Below are 18,712 nucleotides of genomic sequence, written 5' to 3' on the forward strand. Positions count from 1 at the left end.
AGTCCTCCCCGTTGATCCCCGGTGCGGCGGCACCGCCGGTCGGCGGCGGTTTCCCGGTGACGTCGCGGGTAAACGGGACACGCCGGACGCTCACCCGCCCACCAGGAGCTGGTCGTGCACGACCCGCACCCCGGGCGCGGACCACGCCACCCGCTCGACCTGGTCGCGTTCCCACCAGGACCGGACCACCCCGGCGAGGACCAGCGTGTCGCCGTCCACCTCGACGGTCACCCGCTCGCCGCCGAGCGTGCGCGACAGCGCCCGTTGGACGTCCCGCCGCAGGCGTTCGGCGACCGGTGGCGACGCAGGTCGTACCTCGATCAGGTTGGTGATCCCCCGGACGCCGTCGAGCCGGCGCGCCTCGCCCTCGGCGGCCCGCCGCTGCCAGCCGAACTCGACCTCACCGCGCAGCATCAGCCAGCCGTTGGCCACTGTCACGTCCAGCCGTTCGGCCGGCACGAAGCTGTCCCACTCCAACGCCCGCATGGCGGCGATGGCGACCTCGGCGTCGGTACGCCCCGGAGTGCCGGGCAGCCGCACCTCCATCTCGTCTGCCACCGCCCGTACGCCACGGACCCGCTGGGCGCACCGGGTCGCGGCCCAACCGCGAGCGGCACCGTCCACGAATCCGGTCAGGGTGACCACGCCCTGGTCGACGGTCACCCCGATCTCGTTCGGTTGCAGCCGGGCGTCCCAGGCCAGCTCGGCCAGGACGTCGCGTTGGATGCGCTGGTCGTCGCGGACATCCACCACCTCGGTCATGGCACCCCACCCCCGATTCCGGTCGTCGCCCACCGAACCTGCCGGGCGGACGGGTGACGGCGGTTCACCCGATCCGGGTGAACCGCCGTCCGGGCGGAAAAAAGCGGCGGGTGACGGAGCCGACCCCCTCGGCCCCGCCACCCGCCGCCGGAGGGAGGAAGCAGGTTCTGTCAGACAGCTGGTCAGGACGTCTCGGCGAGCGTCACGGTCGCCGACTTCTCGACACCGTTGCGCTTGAACTGCACCTCGACCCGGTCGCCGACCTTGCCGGCCTGCACCGCGCCGACCAGGTCGTCCGAGTCGTTGACCGGCTTGTCGCCGAAGCGGGTGACGACGTCGCCACGCTGGAGGCCGGCCTTCTCGGCCGGGCTGCCCGGGGTGATCGACGCGACCAGCGCGCCACCACCCTCGGCCTGGTTGACGCCGACCCCGAGCGACGGGTGGCTGACCTTCTCGCCACGCTGGAGCTTGCCCGCGACGTCCTTGGCCTTGTTGCTGGGGATGGCGAACCCGACACCGATGTTGCCGGTGCTCTGCCCGGAGGTCGCGATGGCGGTGTTGACACCGATCACCTCGCCCCGGGTGTTGACCAACGCGCCGCCGGAGTTGCCGGGGTTGATCGGCGCGTCCGTCTGGAGCAGGCCGGAGATCGAGCTGACCGGCTGGCTCTGCTGGGTCGGGTCCTGCTGCTGCCCCTCGCCGGCCCGGATGGTGCGGTCCCGGGCGCTGAGGATGCCCGAGGTCACCGAACCCTGCAGGCCGAGCGGGCTACCCAGGGCGAGCACCTGGTCGCCGACCTGCATGGCGTCGCTGTCGCCGAACTTGGCGGGCTTGAGGTCGCTCACCCCGTTGGCCTTCACCACCGCCAGGTCCGTCTTCGGGTCGGTGCCAATGATCTTCGCGTCGGCGGTCTTGCCGTCGGCGAAGACCACCCGTACCGCGTCGCCGGCGGCGGACGCGACCACGTGGTTGTTGGTCAGCACGTACCCGTCGGCGCTGAGCACCACCCCGGAGCCCTCACCGCTGTCGGTGGTGATCGACACGACGCTGTCCTGCACCGACGCGGCGATCTTCGGCAGGTCGGCGCCATTGATCACGGGAGCCGCGGAGTAGGTGCGGGTGATACCGCCACTGTCTCCGTCGAGGGCGAGCGCGAGCGCCCCGCCGGCCACACCGGAACCGAGCATCAGGGCGAAGACCGCGACGCCGGCGCCGGCGAACTTGGCGATCCGACCCGGCCGGGGGCCGCTGCCGGGCGGCGCGACCTGCGGGCCCCACGGCGGGACCGGCTGGCCCGGGTGCTGCGGGTGCTGTCCAGGGTGCTGCGGGTGCTGGGCGTGCTGCCCGGGGTGCTGCTGGTGCTGGGCGTACGCCATGCCCGGCTGCCCCCCGCCGGCCCAGCCGGACTGCTGGCCCTGGTACCAGGGGGCACCGGGGTAGTGGCCGGCGGCCGGCTGCGGGTAGCCGGGCTGGCCGGGCGCCGGGTGACCGGAGACCGGGTACGGCGGCGCGGACGCGGCGGCGGCCGGGCGCTCGTAGCCGGTCGACGGCTCGTACCCGGTCGGCTGGGCGGCGGCCGGCGGGCCGGCGGGCGCGGAGGAGCCGGCGTACCCGGCGGGCGATGCGGCCGGGGTGGCGGCGGTGGTCTCCGCGTCACGGGCGGTGGAGACGACCGTCGGGTCACCGTCGGTCGAGACGACCGGTACTGGAGTGGTCGGGGAGTCGGACTGCACGCGCTCGTCGCGCGGCAGCTCGGCGGTGGGGTGCGACGGCTCGGCGTCGGTGGGGGCCGGCCGGCGCTGCGGGTCGGACTCGAACTCGGTCATGGCACTACCTTCTCCCGCAGCACTGCAATCAACCTGGAACCGTCCTGGAAGTTGGCTGAAAGTCACTCGCCCGCTCTGTCGACCTGCGGCAGCAGCGGCAGCCGGACCCGGAAGGTGGCCCCGCCGCCGGGCGTCTCGGCCACCTCGACCGAGCCGTGGTGGGCAGCGACCAGCGCCGCCACGATGGCCAGGCCGAGGCCGGTGCCCGTGTTGCCGTCGGCCCGCCGGGTACGGGCCGCGTCGGCCCGGTAGAACCGCTCGAAGACCCGTTCCGCCTGCTCGGCCGAGAGGCCGGGGCCGGTGTCGGCCACCTCCACGACGGCGAAACCACCAGGTTCGGCGCGAAGCTGTACCCGGATCTCGGCCTCCGGTGGCGTGTGGGTGAGCGCGTTGGTGACCAGGTTGCCGATCACCTGACGCAGCCGCGCGTCGTCGGCGGAGACGACGAGCGGGCCCGATTCGGGCGCGATGTCCAGCTCGATCCGCCGGTCCGGTGCGATCGCCCGCGCGGCCTGCACCGCGTCGGAGGCGAGCACCGGCAGCTCCACCGGGGTCAGCGAGAGCGGTCGTTCCATGTCCAGCCGGGCGAGCAGCAGCAGGTCTTCCACCAGCAGCCCCATCCGGGCCGCCTCGTCCTCGATCCGGCGAAGCAGGCCGGCGGTCTGCTCCGGCGCACGGGCGGCACCCTGCCGGTACAGCTCGGCGAAGCCGCGAATGGTGGTCAGCGGAGTCCGCAACTCGTGCGAGGCGTCCGCGACGAACCGCCGCATCCGCTCCTCGGAGCGGATGGCCCGCGCCTCGGACGCCTGAGCGGCGGCGGCGGCATCCCGGGCGGCACTCTCCGCCCAGCGCGCCGAGGTCTCCGAGGCGGCGCGGGCGGTGAAGGCCGCCTCGATCTGGGTGAGCATCGCGTTCAGCGCACGGGAGAGCCGCCCGAGTTCGGAGGTGGGATGCTCCTGCCCCTCTTCCGGGTCGGGCACGCGGCGGGTCAGGTCACCGCCGGCGATCGCGGCGGCGGTCTGTTCGATCTCGACGAGGGGCTTGAGGCTGGTCCGGACGACCGCCGCGCCGACCGAGGCCAGCATGATCAGCACCGCACCGCCGACCAGCAGGTCGATCCACGCCAGTCGCTTGACGGCGAGGTCGACATCCGTCAGGTGCTGGCCGATCGCGGCCATCTGGCCGCTGGGCAGCTCGGTGTAGAGCATCCGCCAGCGCACGGAGCTGTCCCGGGCCCGGACGGTGAACGGAGCACCATTGCGGGCCTGTTCCTCCGCCCGGAAACCGCTCGCGTCGTTCGGCCACGGTGGCAGATCGTTCATCCGGAAGTTGGTGGTGTCGAACACCGGGATCTGCGCCTTGCCGGTTACCACGTCGGTCAGCACGATCACGTAGTCGGTCGGCAGCAGGACGCCGTTCGACGACGGCGTGATGGACTGGATCCGTTTGGCGGAGGCGCGCAACTCCTGGTCGATCTGGTCGACCAGGTAGTTGTGCAGGAAGTACGCGGTCGAGACGCTGATCACCAGGAGCGCGACGGCAACAAGCGCCAGCACCGAGGTGACCAGCTTCACCCGCAGCGGAACGCCCCGCACCCGTCCCTTCGCCTGCTGGACCGCGTTCACGCCGCCGGCTTGCGCAGCACGTACCCCACGCCGCGGAGAGTGTGGATCAGCCGGGGTTGGGTGGTGTCGACCTTGCGCCGCAGGTACGAGATGTAGGACTCGACGATGTTGTCGTCGCCCCGGAAGTCGTAGTTCCAGACGTGGTCGAGGATCTGCGCCTTGGAGAGCACCCGGTTGGCGTTGAGCATCAGGTACCGCAGCAGCTTGAACTCGGTCGGCGAGAGCTGCACCCGCTGGCCGGCCCGGTGCACCTCGTGGGTTTCCTCGTCCAACTCCAGATCGGCGAAGGTGAGCCGGGACGGGGCCTGCTCGCCGGTAGTGGTGCGGCGCAGCACAGCGCGGATCCGGGCGGTCAGCTCCTCCAGGCTGAACGGCTTCGTGACGTAGTCGTCGCCGCCCAGGGTCAGCCCACGGATCTTGTCGTCGGTGGCGTCCCGGGCGGTCAGGAACACCACCGGGGTACGCGTGCCGCCCTCGCGGAGCATCCGGATGACCTCGAAGCCGTCGAGGTCGGGGAGCATCACGTCGAGCACCACCAGGTCGGGCCGGTGGTCCTTGGCGGCGTTGAGCGCGGCGCTCCCACTTGTCGCTGTGGCCACGTCGAAGCCCGCGAACCGCAGGCTCGCGGAGAGCAGTTCGAGGATGTTGGGGTCGTCCTCGACGACGAGCAGTCGCGCCTCGGTCTGGGTAGCGGGCATGCGCCCATCATCGGTGACATCACTGCGCCAGCGCTGGACGCTTCCTGCAAAAAGGCTGTGAGTCGCCGGCGGTCGGCGACATCGGTCAGCGCAGCAGGCGACGCAGCCCGTCGAGGGCGCCGTCGAGCAGCCGGATCGCGGTGCGCAGCTGGGTGTCGCTGAACTGTCGGGCGCGCATCAGCCGGCCCACCTCGGCGGTGAACGCGGCCAGCCGCTGGTCCAGCTCGTCGAGCAGCTCGGCCTGCGGCCCTCCGGTCGACGCCGGCCGGGGCGGCGGCGCGGGCGCCTCCCAGCGGGCCCGCCGGGTCTGCCGGGTGGCCTCGCTCAGCTCCCGCTTGAGGTCGCGTGCCGATCCGCGTACCTCACTGCGGATCTCGCCGGCCAGGCTGGAGAGGTCCGCGACGGAGGCCGCGATGTCCGTTTCCAGCGCTGTCAACTCGCCGGCCCGCTGGCGCAGCTCCTCGCGGCCGGCGTCGGTGATGTCGTACGTCTTGCGCCCACCGGCCGCTGTGTGGCTGACCAGACCCTCGACCTCCAGCCGTTGCAGGCGGGGGTAGATGGTGCCGGCGCTGGGCGCGTACAGCCCGAGGAACCGGTCCTCCAGCAGGCGGATCAGCTCGTAGCCGTGCTTCGGGCCGTCGTCGAGGAGCTTGAGCAGGTAGAGCCGGAGCCGCCCGTGGCTGAACACGGCGGTCACGGCAGCTCCTCCCCATCGTCGTCGACGGCTCGGGCGAGCAGGGCGATGCTCCCCGAGGTCGCGGAAGCCCAGAGCTTACCTTCGCCGGCGCCGAGCACCCCCTCGCTGCTGGGCAGTGGGAACGTCGAGGTGCGCAGCTGCGGAAAGCCGCTGGTGATGCGCCCGGAGGCGGTGTTCAGCTGGACGGCGAGGTCGCTGTCCGCGCGGACCCGGACGGTGATGCTGCCCGAGATGGTGGTCAACCGGATCTCGCTGCCCCGGGGGTTGTCCAGGTCGCAGGTGATGGCGCCGGAGACGGTCTGCGCCCGTACCCGGTCGGCGGCGCTGTCGGCGAGGATCACCTCCCCGGAGACCGTCTCCACTGTGAGGTCGCCTCGGACGCCGAGCGCCTCCACCGGCCCCGAGGTGAGCTTCGCGGAGGTGCTGCCGCGCAGCCCCATCAGGGTGATCTGGCCGGCGACGACGTTGACTGTGGTCTGCCGGCGCAGGCCGGAGGCGACCAGCGAGCCCGCGACCAGGCCCAGGTCGGCGAGGACGTCGGCGGGCACCGCGACGGAGACGTCCACCCGGGGATAGCGGTGGATCATCCGGAACCACCGCAGCAGGTCCGACCAGCCGCGACCGCGCTCCTGGCGGATGCTGAGCCGGCCGTCGGTGTGGTCGACCAGGACCGGCCGACGGCCGACCTGGGTCACGTCGATCCGGGTCGGCCCGTCGGTGGCGACCACGTTGAGCCGTCCACTGATCAGTCGAACGTCCAGCCGGACGACCGGAGCGTCCACTGTGAGCCGTTGCGGGCTCTCGACCGTCCATCCGGCCATGGCGTCCCCCTCTCGACGACGCGCGGGAGGCACGCCGAACAGGAGGAGACTGTAACGCGATACATCGCGACACTACAAGACTGTCGGGAGTTGGTCGCCGGCCCGACGTCCGGCGTGGCTCCCGTCAGGCCGCCAGGTCCAGCTCCCGATCGGCGAGCCGCGTCGGCACGGGAACGGCGGGGGTCACCGTCGGCACCGGCCGCAGCCGGGCCCGCGCCCCGGCACCCGCCGTGGGCACCAGGTGTACGGCCGACTCGGCGGCCCGGGCCAGCAACCGTCGATCGGCGTCACGGGCCGGGTGCAGCGCGCCGGCGATCGTCACCGAGACCACCAGTTCCCGCGCCGCGACCACCCGGGCCACCGAGCGCAGCAGGGTGTCCGCACCGAGGAAGGCGGCTGCCGTGGTGGTCGACCCGGTGACCAGACAGCGGTAGGTGAGCCGCAGCGGCACCACCGGGCTGCCCGTGTCGATGGCCGCCTGGAACGTCGCGGGCCGGAAACCACCACCGGGGCGGCAGTCGGTGGCGTCCTTCCCGGCGCACCACGTCGTACCCTCCGGAAAGACCGCCACCGACCGACCGGCGCGCAGCGCGTCGGCGACCCGGCCCACGGTCCTCGGCAGCGCCAGCGGCCGGGCGCGGTCCACGAAGACAGTGCCCGCCGCCGCGGCCAGCAGACCGACCACCGGCCAGGAGCGGATTTCCCGCTTCGCGACCATCCGGGTGGGCGCGACCGCCAGCACCGCGAGGATGTCCAGCCAGGAGACGTGGTTGGCGACCAGCAGCGCGCGCCGCCGGGGCAGCCGACCCTTGACCACGAGGCGGACGCCGAAGGCACGCGCGGTGGCCCGCGCCCAGCCACTGAGCAGAACCTGCCGTTCCCGGGTGGGGAGCACCGGCAACAGCAGTACCACCGGGATCCCGGCCAGCAGCATGCCGAGCGCGGCGACCAGCCTGAGCACCCGGCGGGCCACCGGCACCGTGGGCACCTCGCCGGCCGCCGGCAGGCAGTCGTCGTCGCAGCCCGAGGAGGGCCGCCACAGGTCACGCGGCACGGCGGTCACCGCTGCTCTCCGCCCAGGAAGTGCCGCAGGTAGCGCGGGTTCATCCGGTCCAGGGAGAAGAGGACGTAGAAGTCCGCGCACCCGAAGTCGCTGTCGTACGACGGCTCGCCGCAGATCCACGCGCCGAGCCGGAGATAGCCCCGCAACAGCGGCGGAAACGCGACCCGTCCGGTCGGGGCGGCGGCGACCGGGCCGGCGGCAGCCGCCTCGGTGAACCAGGGCCGCAACGGCCGGACCCGCAGCGGCGGCGGCGACAGGTGGCGGGCCCGGGCCTGGGTCCACACCTCGGCGACCGTCCGCCCGCCGTCGCCCACCGGCACCGACGCGCAACCGCCGAGCCAGCGGGAGCCGCGCAGGTGCAGGTACCTGATGATGCCCGCCCACATCAGGTTGATCACCGCGCCGGAGCGGTGGTCCGGATGCACGCAGGACCGACCCGCCTCGACCAGGTCGCCCCGGAGCGGGTCGAGGGGGCTCAGGTCGAACTCGTCCTCGGCGTAGCGCCGGGTGGTGCGCCCCGGCGGCAGCAGCCGGTACGTACCGACCACCTCGCCGGTGCTGTCCTCGCGAACGATCAGGTGGTCGCAGTACGCGTCGAAGGGATCCACGTCCAGCCCGGCCTCGCCGGGAAGGAGGGTGGCGCCGAGCTCGGTGGCGAACACCTCGTGGCGCAGGCGTTGCGCGGCCGCGACCTGGGTGGGGTCGTCGGCGATCAGCAGGGTGTATCCGCTGGTCTTCAGGGGTGCGCCAGCGGCATGCAGAACGGCCATGGGATCTGTGTAAGGGCCCGGGTTGCCATTCACGGGGACCACTGGTGTCGGCAGGATGAACGCCGGCCGGCAGATGGCTCGCACAGCGGTCGTGCGAGGCTGCGGAACGGACCGGCGACGACGCCGGCACGCACCACCGGAGGTCGACGATGCGCATCGAGTCCCGCTACAACGGGCCCGCCGGTTCCGGCAACGGCGGCTGGAGCGCGGGGGTCTTCGCCGCCGAGGCGGGCGGCAGCGGGCCGGTCGAGGTGACGCTGCGCCGGCCCCCACCGCTGGAGACCGAGCTGACAGTGGTCGACGGCGAGGTCCGGGACCCGACCGGCGAGCTGGTGGCCGAGGTGCGCCCGGCCGGGGTGATCGATGTCGTCGTACCCCCTGTCGACCTGGACACGGCGGTGGCCGCCGCGGCCCGCTACCCCGGCCTGGTCGAGCATCCGTTCCCCACCTGTTACGTCTGCGGGCCGCAGCGGGCCGACGGGCTGCGGATCTTCCCCGGCGGGCTGCCGGATGGCCGGACCGCCGCGCCGTTCCGCGCGCCCGAGCAGGTCAGCGTGGCCACGGTCTGGGCGGCGCTGGACTGCCCCGGTGGTTGGGCGGTGCTCGCGCCGGGCCGCCCGTACCTGCTGGGCCGGATCGCCGCCATGGTCGCGGCGCTGCCCGGGCCGGGCGACCAGTGCGTGGTCACCGGAAAGTTGCTGCGCGTCGATGGGCGCAAGGCACTCGTGCACACCAGCCTGTACGGCCCGGACGGGTCGTTGCTCGGCGCGGCCCGGGCGACCTGGATCGCCCGCTGAACCCGTTCGTCGTCCGCAGGGATGAGTCGCCTCCACCCCGCGACGGAGGCAAACGTACCGACCGCGCCTGATTGACCTTGTTGCCACGGGCCGTCACGCTGTGCCACGGCGTACCTCTACGCCACACACGGGAGGAGAACGATGTCTGACGGGCAGCGAAGCCCCACCAGCGACGGTCAGATCGTGGTGTCCGGTCTGACGAAGCAGTACAAGAACGTCCGGGCGGTGAACAACCTGTCCTTCACCGTGGCGCCGGGGCGGGTGACCGGCTTCCTCGGCCCGAACGGCGCCGGCAAGACCACCACGCTGCGCATGCTGCTGAACCTGGTCACGCCGACCGCCGGCACCGCCACCATCAGCGGTCGGCGGTACGCCGACCTCTCCGACCCGCTGCGGCAGGTCGGAGCGGTACTGGAGGCGTCCAGCGCGCACAAGGGCCGCACCGGCATCAACCACCTCCGGGTCATCTGCGCGGCGGCCGGGCTGCCCAAGGAGCGGGCCGACGAAGCGTTGGCCCTGGTCGGGCTGACCCCGGCGGCGAAGCGAAAGTTCAAGGGTTACTCGCTGGGCATGAAGCAGCGGCTCGGCATCGCCGCCGCGATGCTCGGTGACCCCCGCGTGCTGATCCTCGACGAGCCGGCCAACGGGCTGGACCCGGAGGGCATCCGGTGGATGCGTGGGTTCCTCAAGAACCTCGCCCACGAGGGCCGTACGGTGCTCGTCTCCAGCCACCTGCTGTCGGAGATGCAGCTGCTCGCCGACGACGTGGTGATCATCGCGGCCGGGCAGCTGGTCCGGCAGGGTCCGGTCGAGCAGGTGCTCGGGTCGATGGCCCAGGGCGCCCGGGTCCGGGTCCGCACCCCGCAGGCCGAGGCGTTGACCGCCGCCCTGAAGGCGCAGTCGGCGACCATCGAGACCGACGAGCAGGGTGTGTTGCTGGTCGGCGGGGTGGACGCCCCGACGATCGGCCGGTCCGCCCTCGCGGCCGGGGTCGAGCTGCACGAACTGACCACCGAACGGCCCGATCTGGAACGGGTCTTCCTGGAGCTGACGGCCGGAAAGGCGGGCATCCGATGAACCTGGTCCGATCCGAGCTACTCAAGATCCGTACCACCAGCACCTGGTGGTGGCTGGCTCTCGGCGCGTTCCTGTCGATCGCCCTGGCGTTCGCGATCAATGCGTGGTTGGCCGTCACGGCGCTCGGCGGCGACGCCGACGAGATCGGCGTCAGCGCCGAGCAGGCGACCGCGCCGGCGCAGGCGGCGAACCTCTACACCTCGGGCCAGTACCTCGGGCTGATGTTCGTGATGCTCATCGGCATCCTGATGGTCACCAACGAGTTCTTCCACCAGACCGCGACCACGACGTTCCTGACGACTCCCCGGCGCACGTCGGTCATCGTCAGCAAGCTCGTCGCCGCCAGCCTGCTCGGCTTCATGTTCTGGTTGGCGACCACGCTGATCGACCTGGCCGCCGGCTCGATCTTCCTGTCCGCGAACGACTACGGCACCCAGCTCGGTGAGTGGCCGGTGCAGCGGGCGCTGCTGTTCAACCTGCTGGCCTACGCCATCTGGACGATCCTCGGGGTGGGCATCGGCACGCTGATCACCAACCAGCTCGGAGCGGTGATCACGGCGGCGGTGCTCTATCTGATCGGCACCCAGGTGGTGGGTCTGCTCTTCCTGCTCCTGTCGAATCTCCTCGACAGCCAGGCGGTGCTCAAGTGGCAGGTGATCTGGCCCGCTGTGGCATCCCAGGTCATGATCACGGAGGGCACCTCGGAGTTCACCCCGTCCTGGTGGGTGGGTGCCCTGGTGCTGATCGGCTACGCGCTGGTCAGCGGAGTTGTCGGGGTCCTGCTCACCCGACGGCGCGACATCGCCTGACGGCGTCCGCGACCCCGGGGCGGCGGCGACGAGCTGGCCGCTCCGGGGTCGGGCGTCACCGTCGGCACCCGGCTGGGTGTTACCAGTTCGACACGGTGCGCGCAGGCGTTGCCGAACTTCTGGCATCTTCTGTGAAACCGGCCACGGGTCCGAGGCGGAAATGCCTGCGGGATCGGTACGGCGTAGCCTTGGAGCCGTCCAGTCCGTGCTCCTCATCGGGCGCGACGACCCACCGCGTGCCACACAAACCCGCGTGAAAGAGGCGATTACCGGCCGTGTCGACCCAGCAGACTTCGCAGGAGAACCCACTGGCGGGTTTCGGCCCGAATGAGTGGATCGTCGAGGAGATGTACCAGCGCTACCTCGCCGACCCATCGAGCGTCGATTCGGCCTGGCACGACTTCTTCGCCGACTACCGGCCGGCACCGGGCGCGGCCACGCCGCGCGGCGTCGAATCGTCGGACAAGCCCGCCGCCGCCCCCGAGCCGGACGGGCAGCCGGAGGCAGCCGCCACTGTCGCCCAGCCGAGCGTCCCGGCCAAGCCAGCGGCCGCGAGCAAGCCGGCCGCCGCCCAGCCGGCACCGGCCAAGCCCGCTCCGGCCAGCCCCAAGGCCACGCCGGAGAAGGCCGCTCCGGCCAAGCCGGCCGCCAAGGCGGCAGCGCCGAGCGCCGACGGCCCGCAGACCACCCCGTTGCGGGGCGTCGCCGCGAAGATCGTCCAGAACATGGACGCCTCGCTCAGCGTGCCCACCGCGACAAGCGTGCGCGCGGTCCCGGCCAAGCTGCTGGTGGACAACCGCATCGTGATCAACAACCACCTCGCCCGTGGGCGGGGCGGCAAGGTCAGCTTCACCCACCTGGTCGGCTACGCGATGGTGCGCGCGCTGGTCCAGCACCCCGAGATGAACAACTCCTTCGCCGAGGCCAACGGCAAGCCGGCGGTGGTCCGCCCGGCACACGTCAACCTCGGCATCGCGATCGACCTGGCCAAGCCGGACGGCAGCCGCAACCTGGTGGTCCCCTCCATCAAGGGCTGCGAGCAGATGGACTTCCGGCAGTTCTGGCAGGCGTACGAGGACGTGGTCCGACGGGCGCGGCGCAACGAGCTGACCATGGAGGACTACTCCGGCACCACGATCTCGCTGACCAACCCGGGCGGCATCGGCACCGTGCACTCGATGCCGCGGCTCATGCAGGGGCAGAGCGCGATCATCGGCGTCGGCGCGATGGAGTACCCGGCCCCCTACCAGGGGATGTCCGAGGCCACCCTCGCCGAGCTGGCGGTCAGCAAGATCATCACGCTGACCAGCACGTACGACCACCGGATCATCCAGGGCGCGCAGTCCGGCGAGTTCCTCAAGGTGATGCACGAGCTGATCCTGGGCGAGCACGGCTTCTACGACCAGATCTTCACCGCGCTGCGCATCCCGTACGAGCCGGTGCGCTGGATGCGCGACGTCGCTGTGAACTCCGAGGGTCAGATCAACAAGACCGCCCGGGTGCACGAGCTGATCCACGCGTACCGGGTGCGCGGTCACCTGATGGCCGACACCGACCCGCTGGAATTCAAGATCCGCAAGCACCCCGACCTGGACGTCCTCCAGCACGGGCTCACCCTGTGGGACCTGGACCGCGAGTTCCCGGTCAACGGCTTCGCCGGCCGGCAGCGGATGAAGCTGCGCGAGATCCTCGGCGTGCTGCGCGACTCGTACTGCCGCCGGGTCGGCATCGAGTACATGCACATCCAGGACCCGGAGGAGCGGCGCTGGGTCCAGGAACGGATCGAGCGCAAGTACGAGAAGCCGTCCGCCGACGAGCAGAAGCACGTGCTCAACCGGCTCAACGCGGCCGAGGCGTTCGAGACCTTCCTCCAGACGAAGTACGTCGGCCAGAAGCGCTTCTCGCTGGAGGGCGGCGAGTCGCTGATCCCGCTGCTCGGTGAGGTGCTGGAGTCCTCCGCCGAGAACGGGCTGGACGAGGTCGTCATCGGCATGGCCCACCGGGGTCGGCTGAACGTGCTGGCCAACATCGTCGGCAAGCCGTACGAGAAGATCTTCTCGGAGTTCGAAGGCCACCTGGACCCGCGCTCGACGCAGGGTTCCGGCGACGTGAAGTACCACCTGGGTCAGAACGGCAAGTTCACCACCCCGGACGGTGAGCACGCGGTCAAGGTGTCGGTGGTGGCCAACCCTTCGCACCTGGAGGCCGTCGACCCGGTGCTGGAGGGCATCGTCCGGGCCAAGCAGGACCGGATCGACCTCAAGCTGGAGGGCTACACCGTGCTGCCGCTGGCGGTGCACGGTGACGCCGCCTTCGCCGGGCAGGGCGTGGTCGCCGAGACGCTCAACCTGTCGCAGCTGCGCGGCTACCGCACCGGCGGCACGGTGCACGTGGTGGTCAACAACCAGGTCGGCTTCACCACCGCCCCCGAATACAGCCGGTCCAGCCTCTACAGCACCGACGTGGCCCGGATGATCCAGGCGCCGATCTTCCACGTGAACGGCGACGACCCGGAGGCCGTGGTCCGGGTGGCCCGGCTGGCCTTCGAATACCGGCAGACGTTCAACAAGGACGTCGTGATCGACATGGTCTGCTACCGCCGGCGCGGGCACAACGAGGGCGACGACCCGTCGATGTCCAACCCCCAGATGTACAAGATCATTGACTCGAAGCGCTCGGTCCGCAAGCTCTACACCGAGGAGCTGATCGGTCGCGGCGACATCACGGTGGAAGACGCGGAGGAGCTGCTGCGCGACTACCAGGCGCAGCTGGAGAAGGTCTTCAAGGCCACCCGGGACGCCGCCTCGGCACCGCGCCAGCTCAACCGGCCGCGCCGCGAGGAGGAGCCGGAGCCGCAGGTCGACACCGCCACCGACGCGTCAGTGGTCAAGGCCATCGGCGAGGCGCACATCAACCTGCCGGAGGGCTTCACCCCGCACAAGCGGATCCAGCAACTGCTGGACCGGCGGGCCAAGATGTCCGTCGAGGGCAACATCGACTGGGGCTTCGGCGAGATCATCGCGCTCGGGGCGCTGCTGCACGACGGTGTCACCGTCCGGCTCGCCGGCCAGGACTCGCGTCGCGGCACGTTCGTGCAGCGGCACGCCTCGGTGGTCGACTCCCGCACCGGCGACGACTACCTGCCGCTGAAGTCGCTCACCGGCGACGGCGACCGTTCCCGGTTCTTCGTGCACGACTCGCTGCTCAGCGAGTACGCGGCGATGGGCTTCGAGTACGGCTACTCGGTGGAGAACATCAACGCCCTCGTCGCCTGGGAGGCCCAGTTCGGCGACTTCGTCAACGGCGCCCAGTCGGTGATCGACGAGTTCATCTCGTCCGGTGAGGTGAAGTGGGGCCAGCGCTCCGCCATCACCCTGCTGCTGCCGCACGGCCACGAGGGCCAGGGCCCGGACCACACCTCCGGCCGGCCGGAGCGGTTCCTGCAGATGTGCGCCGAGGACAACATGCGGGTGTCCATCCCGACCACCCCGGCGAACTACTTCCACCTGCTGCGCCGCCAGGCCCTGTCGCCCAAGCGCAAGCCGCTTGTGGTGTTCACGCCGAAGTCGCTGCTGCGGCACAAGCTCTGCGTCTCGTCGGTGGAGGACTTCACCACCGGCACCTTCCAGCCGGTGCTGCGCGACACGGCCGCCCCGGCACCGGAGGCGGTGAAGCGGGTGCTGCTGTGCTCCGGCAAGGTCTACTACGACCTGTTCCAGGCCCGGCAGGAGCGCGGCGTCACCGACACCGCGATCCTCCGGCTCGAGCAGCTGTACCCGCTGCCGGTGGAGGAGATCCGGGCCGCCCTCGCGCAGTTCCCGAACGCGGAGGACTTCGCCTGGGTGCAGGAGGAGCCGGCCAACCAGGGTGGCTGGTCGTTCGTCGCGCTCAACCTGCTGGAGCACCTCACTGACGTTCGGCTGCGGCGGATCTCCCGCCCGGCCGCGGCCGCCCCGGCGGTCGGCTCGGCCAAGACCCACGAGGTCGAGCAGAACGCGCTGATCGAGGCGGCTCTCCCCCGCCCGTGACCTGACCTGAGCACGGAAGCCGGGGCAGGGCCGTTCACGACGGTCCTGCCCCGGCTCTCGTCGGTCCCGCCAGCCGGTTGACCGTCCACCCACCCATCACCCGCCCGGCCCGCGCCGGGCCGAGCACGAGGACGTACCCATGTACTTCACCGACCGTGGCATCGAGGAGTTGGTCGAGCGCCGGGGCGAGGAGCAGGTGACCCTGGAGTGGCTCGGCGAGCGCCTGCGCGACTTCGTCGACCTCAACCCCGACTTCGAAACCCCCATCGAACGCCTGGCCACCTACCTGGCCCGCCTGGACGACCCCGACGACGAAGACGCCTAACCCCCACCCCACCCCCCAAGCGTTGATCATGAAGTTGGCCGCGCGTGTCGTCGGCGTGTCGAGCGCTAACTCCATGATCACCGGGTGCAGGGGCGGACCCGCGGGGGCGGAGGGTCCCAGGGGGGTCGGGTTTGCAGGGTCGGAGGGCCCGGGTGGGGGGCCTTGCGATCTTCTAGGGTGGGTACGTGGCTCGCAGCGTGTATCTGACCAGCGTCGGTTCGGGCGGGGGCAAGTCGACGATCGCCCTCGGGTTGGCGGAGTTGCTGTCCCGCCAGGTCGGACGGATCGGCGTGTTCCGGCCGTTGGTGGCCGACAGCGGCCAGGACCCGATCCTCGCCCTGCTGAGCGAGCGTTACCGGGTCGAGGTGCCGCTGTCCGAGCTGGCCGGGGCGAGCTACGCCGAGGCCGCGGCGCTGGTCGCCGACGGCCGCCGGGAGCAGCTCATCTCCGCCATCGTCGAGCGCTACCGGGCGGTGGAGCGGCAGTGCCCGGCGGTGGTAGTGGTGGGCAGCGACTTCGACGACCCGGGCGATCCGGCCCGCCCCCGGGAGCTGGCCTTCAACGCCCGGCTGGCCACCGAGTTCGGCAGCGTGGTGGTGCCGGTGGTGGACGGTTTCGAGCAGGAGCCGACAGCGGTCGCGTCGGCCGTGCGGGGGGCGTACCACGATCTGGCCGACCTGGGCGCGACAGTGCTCGCGGTGATCGCCAACCGGGTGACCGAGCCGATGACGCTGCCCGACCTGCCGGTCCCCGCGTACGCCATCCCGGAGGTGCCGACCGTGTCGGCGCCGACGGTGGCCGAGGTGGCGGCGGCGCTCGACGCCACCCTGCTGGCCGGGGACGACGCCGCGCTCGGTCGCGACGTGCTGGACTTCGTGGTCGGCGCGGCGCACGTGCCGACCCTGCTGGGCCACCTCACCGAGGGCGCCCTGGTGATCACCCCTGGGGACCGGGCCGACCTGCTCGTCGCCGCGAGCGCCGCGCACGTGGCCGGGCAGGTGTCGGTGGCCGGGCTGGTGCTCACCCTCGGCGAGCAGCCCGACCCCCGGGTCATGCGGCTGGTGGAGGGGCTCAACACCGGGCTGGCGGTGCTCTCCGTACGTCTCGACAGCTACGACACGGTCGCCGCGTCCAGTCGCATCGAGGGTCGGCCCAGCGCGGCCAATCCCCGCAAGGTGGAGGCCGCGCTCGGCGCGTTCGAGCGCTGTGTGGACACCGACGACCTGGCCCGTCGGCTGCGGGTCAGCCGGTCCGCGCGGGTCACCCCACTGATGTTCGAGAACGAGCTGATCGACCGGGCCCGCTCGAAACCCCGGCACCTGGTGTTGCCGGAGGGCAACGACGAGCGGATCCTGCGCGCGGCGGAGATCCTGCTGCGCCGTGGGGTGACCGAGCTGACGGTGCTCGGTCGGCCGGACGACATCGCCCGCCGCACCCGGGAGCTGGGCATCGACCTTGGCGACGCGCACGTGGTCGACCCGGGCACCAGCGGGTGGCGCGACGACTTCGCCGCCGAGTACGCCCGATTGCGCGCCCACCGGGGCGTCACCGCCGAGTTGGCGCACGACATCGTGGCGCAGCCCAACTACTTCGGCACCCTGATGGTGGCCACCGGCCGGGCCGACGGCATGGTCTCCGGCGCGACCCACACCACCGCCGCGACCATCCGGCCGGCGTTCGAGATCATCCGTACGCTGCCGGACGTCTCGGTAGCCTCCAGCGTCTTCTTCATGCTGCTCGCCGACCGGGTGCTGGTCTACGGCGACTGCGCGGTCAACCGCGACCCGGACGCGGCCCAGCTCGCCGACATCGCGATCTCGTCGGCCGACACCGCCGCCCGGTTCGGCATCGAACCCCGGGTGGCCATGCTGTCGTACTCCACCGGCAGCTCCGGCGCCGGCGCGGACGTGGAGAAGGTCGCCGCGGCCACCGCGCTGGTCCGGGAGCGCCGGCCCGACCTGCTGGTCGAGGGGCCCATCCAGTACGACGCGGCGATCGACCCGGCGGTGGCGGCGACGAAGCTGCCCGACAGCCCGGTCGCCGGGCACGCCACGGTCTTCATCTTCCCGGACCTGAACACCGGCAACAACACGTACAAGGCGGTGCAGCGCTCCGCCGGGGCGGTCGCCGTCGGCCCGGTCATGCAGGGCCTGCGGCGGCCGGTGAACGACCTGTCGCGGGGCGCCACAGTGCCGGACATCGTCAACACGGTGGCGATCACCGCCATCCAGGCGGCCACCGAGGAGGCGTCGTGAGTCGGGTGCTGGTGCTCAACTGCGGGTCGTCGTCGGTGAAGTGGCGCCGCTACGACGGTGACCAGGCACTGGACCACGGCACCGTCGAGCGGATCGGTGAGCCCGGCGGCGGCCCGGCGGACCACGCTGAGGCGGTCCGGCAGATCCTGGACGGGCTGGACCTGACCGGGCTGGCCGCTGTCGGGCACCGGGTGGTGCACGGTGGCCGGACGTTCAGCGCGCCGGTGCTGGTCGACGACGCGGTGCTGGCCGCGATCAAGCGTCTCGTGCCGCTCGCCCCGCTGCACAACCCGGCCAACCTGGCCGGCATCGAGGTGGCCCGCGCGGCGCTGCCGGACGTCCCGCAGGTCGCCGTCTTCGACACCGCGTTCCACCACACCCTGCCGGAGGCCGCGGCGACGTACGCGATCGACCGGGACACCGCCGAGCGGTACGACATCCGCCGGTACGGCTTCCACGGCACCTCGCACGCGTACGTGTCCCGGCGCACCGCCGAACTGCTGGGCCGCCCGTACGAGCAGGTCAACACGATCACTCTGCACCTGGGCAACGGGGCCAGCGCCTGCGCGGTGGCGAACGGTCGCAGCGTCGCCACCTCGATGGGCATGTCCCCGCTGCAGGGGCTGGTGATGGGCACCCGCAGCGGCGACGTGGACCCAACCGTGATCTTCCATCTGCGCCGGGAGGGCGGGCTGTCGGTGGACGACATCGACGACCTGCTCAACCACCGCAGTGGCCTGCTCGGGCTGACCGGAGTCAACGACATGCGCGAGGTGCTCGAACGCCGGGCGGCCGGTGACCCGGCGGCGGCGCTGGCCTTCGACGTGTACTGCCGGCGGATCACCGGCTACGTCGGGGCGTACTACGCGCTGCTCGGCCGGGTCGACGCGATCACCTTCACCGCCGGAGTCGGCGAGCACGCCGCGCCGGTACGGGCCGCCGCGCTGGCCGGCCTGGGCCGGCTCGGCATCACAGTGGACGACGCCCGCAACGACGGCGAGGGCGACCGGTTGATCTCGCCCGACGGCGCCGAGGTGGGCGTCTGCGTCATCCGCACCGACGAGGAGCGGGAGATCGCCCGGCAGACCCGCGACGTGGTCGGGGCGGCCTGACCCCAGTGAGGCGCGCACCCCCGGGAGGCCCGAGGGTGCGCGCGAGT

Annotated in this window: 15 protein-coding genes; 7 read left to right on the plus strand and 8 right to left on the minus strand. The window is 71.8% G+C overall.

Annotated features, from left to right (window positions below; all coding sequences use genetic code 11):
• Positions 1-90 precede the first annotated feature (90 nt).
• The 8 genes from IW249_RS04005 to IW249_RS04040 form a co-directional block, all read right to left on the minus strand.
• The gene (locus IW249_RS04005; protein WP_196919570.1) at positions 91-762 is read right to left on the minus strand and encodes a BON domain-containing protein; all 672 of its coding nucleotides are present in this window, start codon (positions 760-762) and stop codon (positions 91-93) included.
• 182 nt (positions 763-944) lie between these two features.
• Positions 945-2,588 (minus strand): trypsin-like peptidase domain-containing protein, encoded by a 1,644-nt coding sequence (locus IW249_RS04010; RefSeq protein ID WP_196919571.1) that lies wholly within the window; start codon positions 2,586-2,588, stop codon positions 945-947.
• Between the two features lie 62 nt (positions 2,589-2,650).
• The gene (locus IW249_RS04015; protein WP_196919572.1) at positions 2,651-4,213 is read right to left on the minus strand and encodes a sensor histidine kinase; all 1,563 of its coding nucleotides are present in this window, start codon (positions 4,211-4,213) and stop codon (positions 2,651-2,653) included.
• Positions 4,210-4,911 (minus strand): response regulator transcription factor, encoded by a 702-nt coding sequence (locus IW249_RS04020; protein ID WP_030336721.1) that lies wholly within the window; start codon positions 4,909-4,911, stop codon positions 4,210-4,212. Before IW249_RS04020 ends, IW249_RS04015 begins: the two co-directional genes overlap by 4 nt.
• Positions 4,912-4,996: 85 nt before the next feature.
• Complete coding sequence (locus tag IW249_RS04025; RefSeq protein WP_196919573.1) at positions 4,997-5,608, minus strand: PadR family transcriptional regulator; 612 nt, start codon at positions 5,606-5,608, stop codon at positions 4,997-4,999.
• The gene (locus IW249_RS04030; protein WP_196919574.1) at positions 5,605-6,429 is read right to left on the minus strand and encodes a DUF4097 family beta strand repeat-containing protein; all 825 of its coding nucleotides are present in this window, start codon (positions 6,427-6,429) and stop codon (positions 5,605-5,607) included. Before IW249_RS04030 ends, IW249_RS04025 begins: the two co-directional genes overlap by 4 nt.
• Positions 6,430-6,553: 124 nt before the next feature.
• Positions 6,554-7,492: a lysophospholipid acyltransferase family protein gene (locus IW249_RS04035; protein ID WP_196919575.1), complete on the minus strand. Its 939-nt coding sequence runs from the start codon at positions 7,490-7,492 to the stop codon at positions 6,554-6,556.
• Complete coding sequence (locus IW249_RS04040) at positions 7,489-8,262, minus strand: GNAT family N-acetyltransferase (RefSeq protein WP_196919576.1); 774 nt, start codon at positions 8,260-8,262, stop codon at positions 7,489-7,491. The genes IW249_RS04035 and IW249_RS04040 overlap by 4 nt, the downstream gene beginning before the upstream one ends.
• Before the next feature lie 149 nt (positions 8,263-8,411).
• Between IW249_RS04040 and IW249_RS04045 the strand changes: the two genes are divergently transcribed.
• The 7 genes from IW249_RS04045 to IW249_RS04075 all read left to right on the plus strand — a co-directional run bounded on the left by IW249_RS04045 (position 8,412) and on the right by IW249_RS04075 (position 18,665).
• The gene (locus IW249_RS04045; protein ID WP_196919577.1) at positions 8,412-9,059 is read left to right on the plus strand and encodes a hypothetical protein; all 648 of its coding nucleotides are present in this window, start codon (positions 8,412-8,414) and stop codon (positions 9,057-9,059) included.
• A gap of 141 nt (positions 9,060-9,200) precedes the next feature.
• Positions 9,201-10,136, plus strand: a complete 936-nt coding sequence (locus IW249_RS04050) for an ABC transporter ATP-binding protein (protein ID WP_196919578.1) — start codon at positions 9,201-9,203, stop codon at positions 10,134-10,136.
• Positions 10,133-10,945, plus strand: coding sequence for an ABC transporter permease (locus tag IW249_RS04055; RefSeq protein ID WP_196919579.1), 813 nt, complete (start codon positions 10,133-10,135; stop codon positions 10,943-10,945). The genes IW249_RS04050 and IW249_RS04055 overlap by 4 nt, the downstream gene beginning before the upstream one ends.
• Before the next feature lie 275 nt (positions 10,946-11,220).
• Positions 11,221-14,973 carry a multifunctional oxoglutarate decarboxylase/oxoglutarate dehydrogenase thiamine pyrophosphate-binding subunit/dihydrolipoyllysine-residue succinyltransferase subunit gene (locus IW249_RS04060; protein WP_196919580.1) on the plus strand — a complete coding sequence of 1,251 codons (3,753 nt, stop codon included), beginning with the start codon at positions 11,221-11,223 and terminating at the stop codon, positions 14,971-14,973.
• A gap of 139 nt (positions 14,974-15,112) precedes the next feature.
• A complete protein-coding gene (locus tag IW249_RS04065; protein WP_030490374.1) occupies positions 15,113-15,298 on the plus strand; it encodes a DUF6104 family protein in 186 nt (61 codons plus the stop codon).
• A gap of 185 nt (positions 15,299-15,483) precedes the next feature.
• Positions 15,484-17,553: a phosphate acetyltransferase gene (gene pta, locus IW249_RS04070; RefSeq protein ID WP_196919581.1), complete on the plus strand. Its 2,070-nt coding sequence runs from the start codon at positions 15,484-15,486 to the stop codon at positions 17,551-17,553.
• Positions 17,550-18,665, plus strand: a complete 1,116-nt coding sequence (locus tag IW249_RS04075) for an acetate/propionate family kinase (protein ID WP_196919582.1) — start codon at positions 17,550-17,552, stop codon at positions 18,663-18,665. Before pta ends, IW249_RS04075 begins: the two co-directional genes overlap by 4 nt.
• Positions 18,666-18,712 lie beyond the last annotated feature (47 nt).

It is taken from the genome of Micromonospora vinacea (genome assembly GCF_015751785.1).
Classification (GTDB): Bacteria; Actinomycetota; Actinomycetes; order Mycobacteriales; family Micromonosporaceae; genus Micromonospora; species Micromonospora vinacea.

What these genes read in the sequence shown, in the direction of transcription:
- IW249_RS04065 (WP_030490374.1), top strand. Translation starts at nt 15,113, where the DNA reads ATGTACTTCACCGACCGTGGCATCGAGGAGTTGGTCGAGCGCCGGGGC.
- IW249_RS04030 (WP_196919574.1), bottom strand. Translation starts at nt 6,429, where the DNA reads ATGGCCGGATGGACGGTCGAGAGCCCGCAACGGCTCACAGTGGACGCT.
- IW249_RS04050 (WP_196919578.1), top strand. Translation starts at nt 9,201, where the DNA reads ATGTCTGACGGGCAGCGAAGCCCCACCAGCGACGGTCAGATCGTGGTG.
- IW249_RS04045 (WP_196919577.1), top strand. Translation starts at nt 8,412, where the DNA reads ATGCGCATCGAGTCCCGCTACAACGGGCCCGCCGGTTCCGGCAACGGC.
- IW249_RS04040 (WP_196919576.1), bottom strand. Translation starts at nt 8,262, where the DNA reads ATGGCCGTTCTGCATGCCGCTGGCGCACCCCTGAAGACCAGCGGATAC.
- IW249_RS04005 (WP_196919570.1), bottom strand. Translation starts at nt 762, where the DNA reads ATGACCGAGGTGGTGGATGTCCGCGACGACCAGCGCATCCAACGCGAC.
- IW249_RS04055 (WP_196919579.1), top strand. Translation starts at nt 10,133, where the DNA reads ATGAACCTGGTCCGATCCGAGCTACTCAAGATCCGTACCACCAGCACC.
- IW249_RS04020 (WP_030336721.1), bottom strand. Translation starts at nt 4,911, where the DNA reads ATGCCCGCTACCCAGACCGAGGCGCGACTGCTCGTCGTCGAGGACGAC.
- IW249_RS04010 (WP_196919571.1), bottom strand. Translation starts at nt 2,588, where the DNA reads ATGACCGAGTTCGAGTCCGACCCGCAGCGCCGGCCGGCCCCCACCGAC.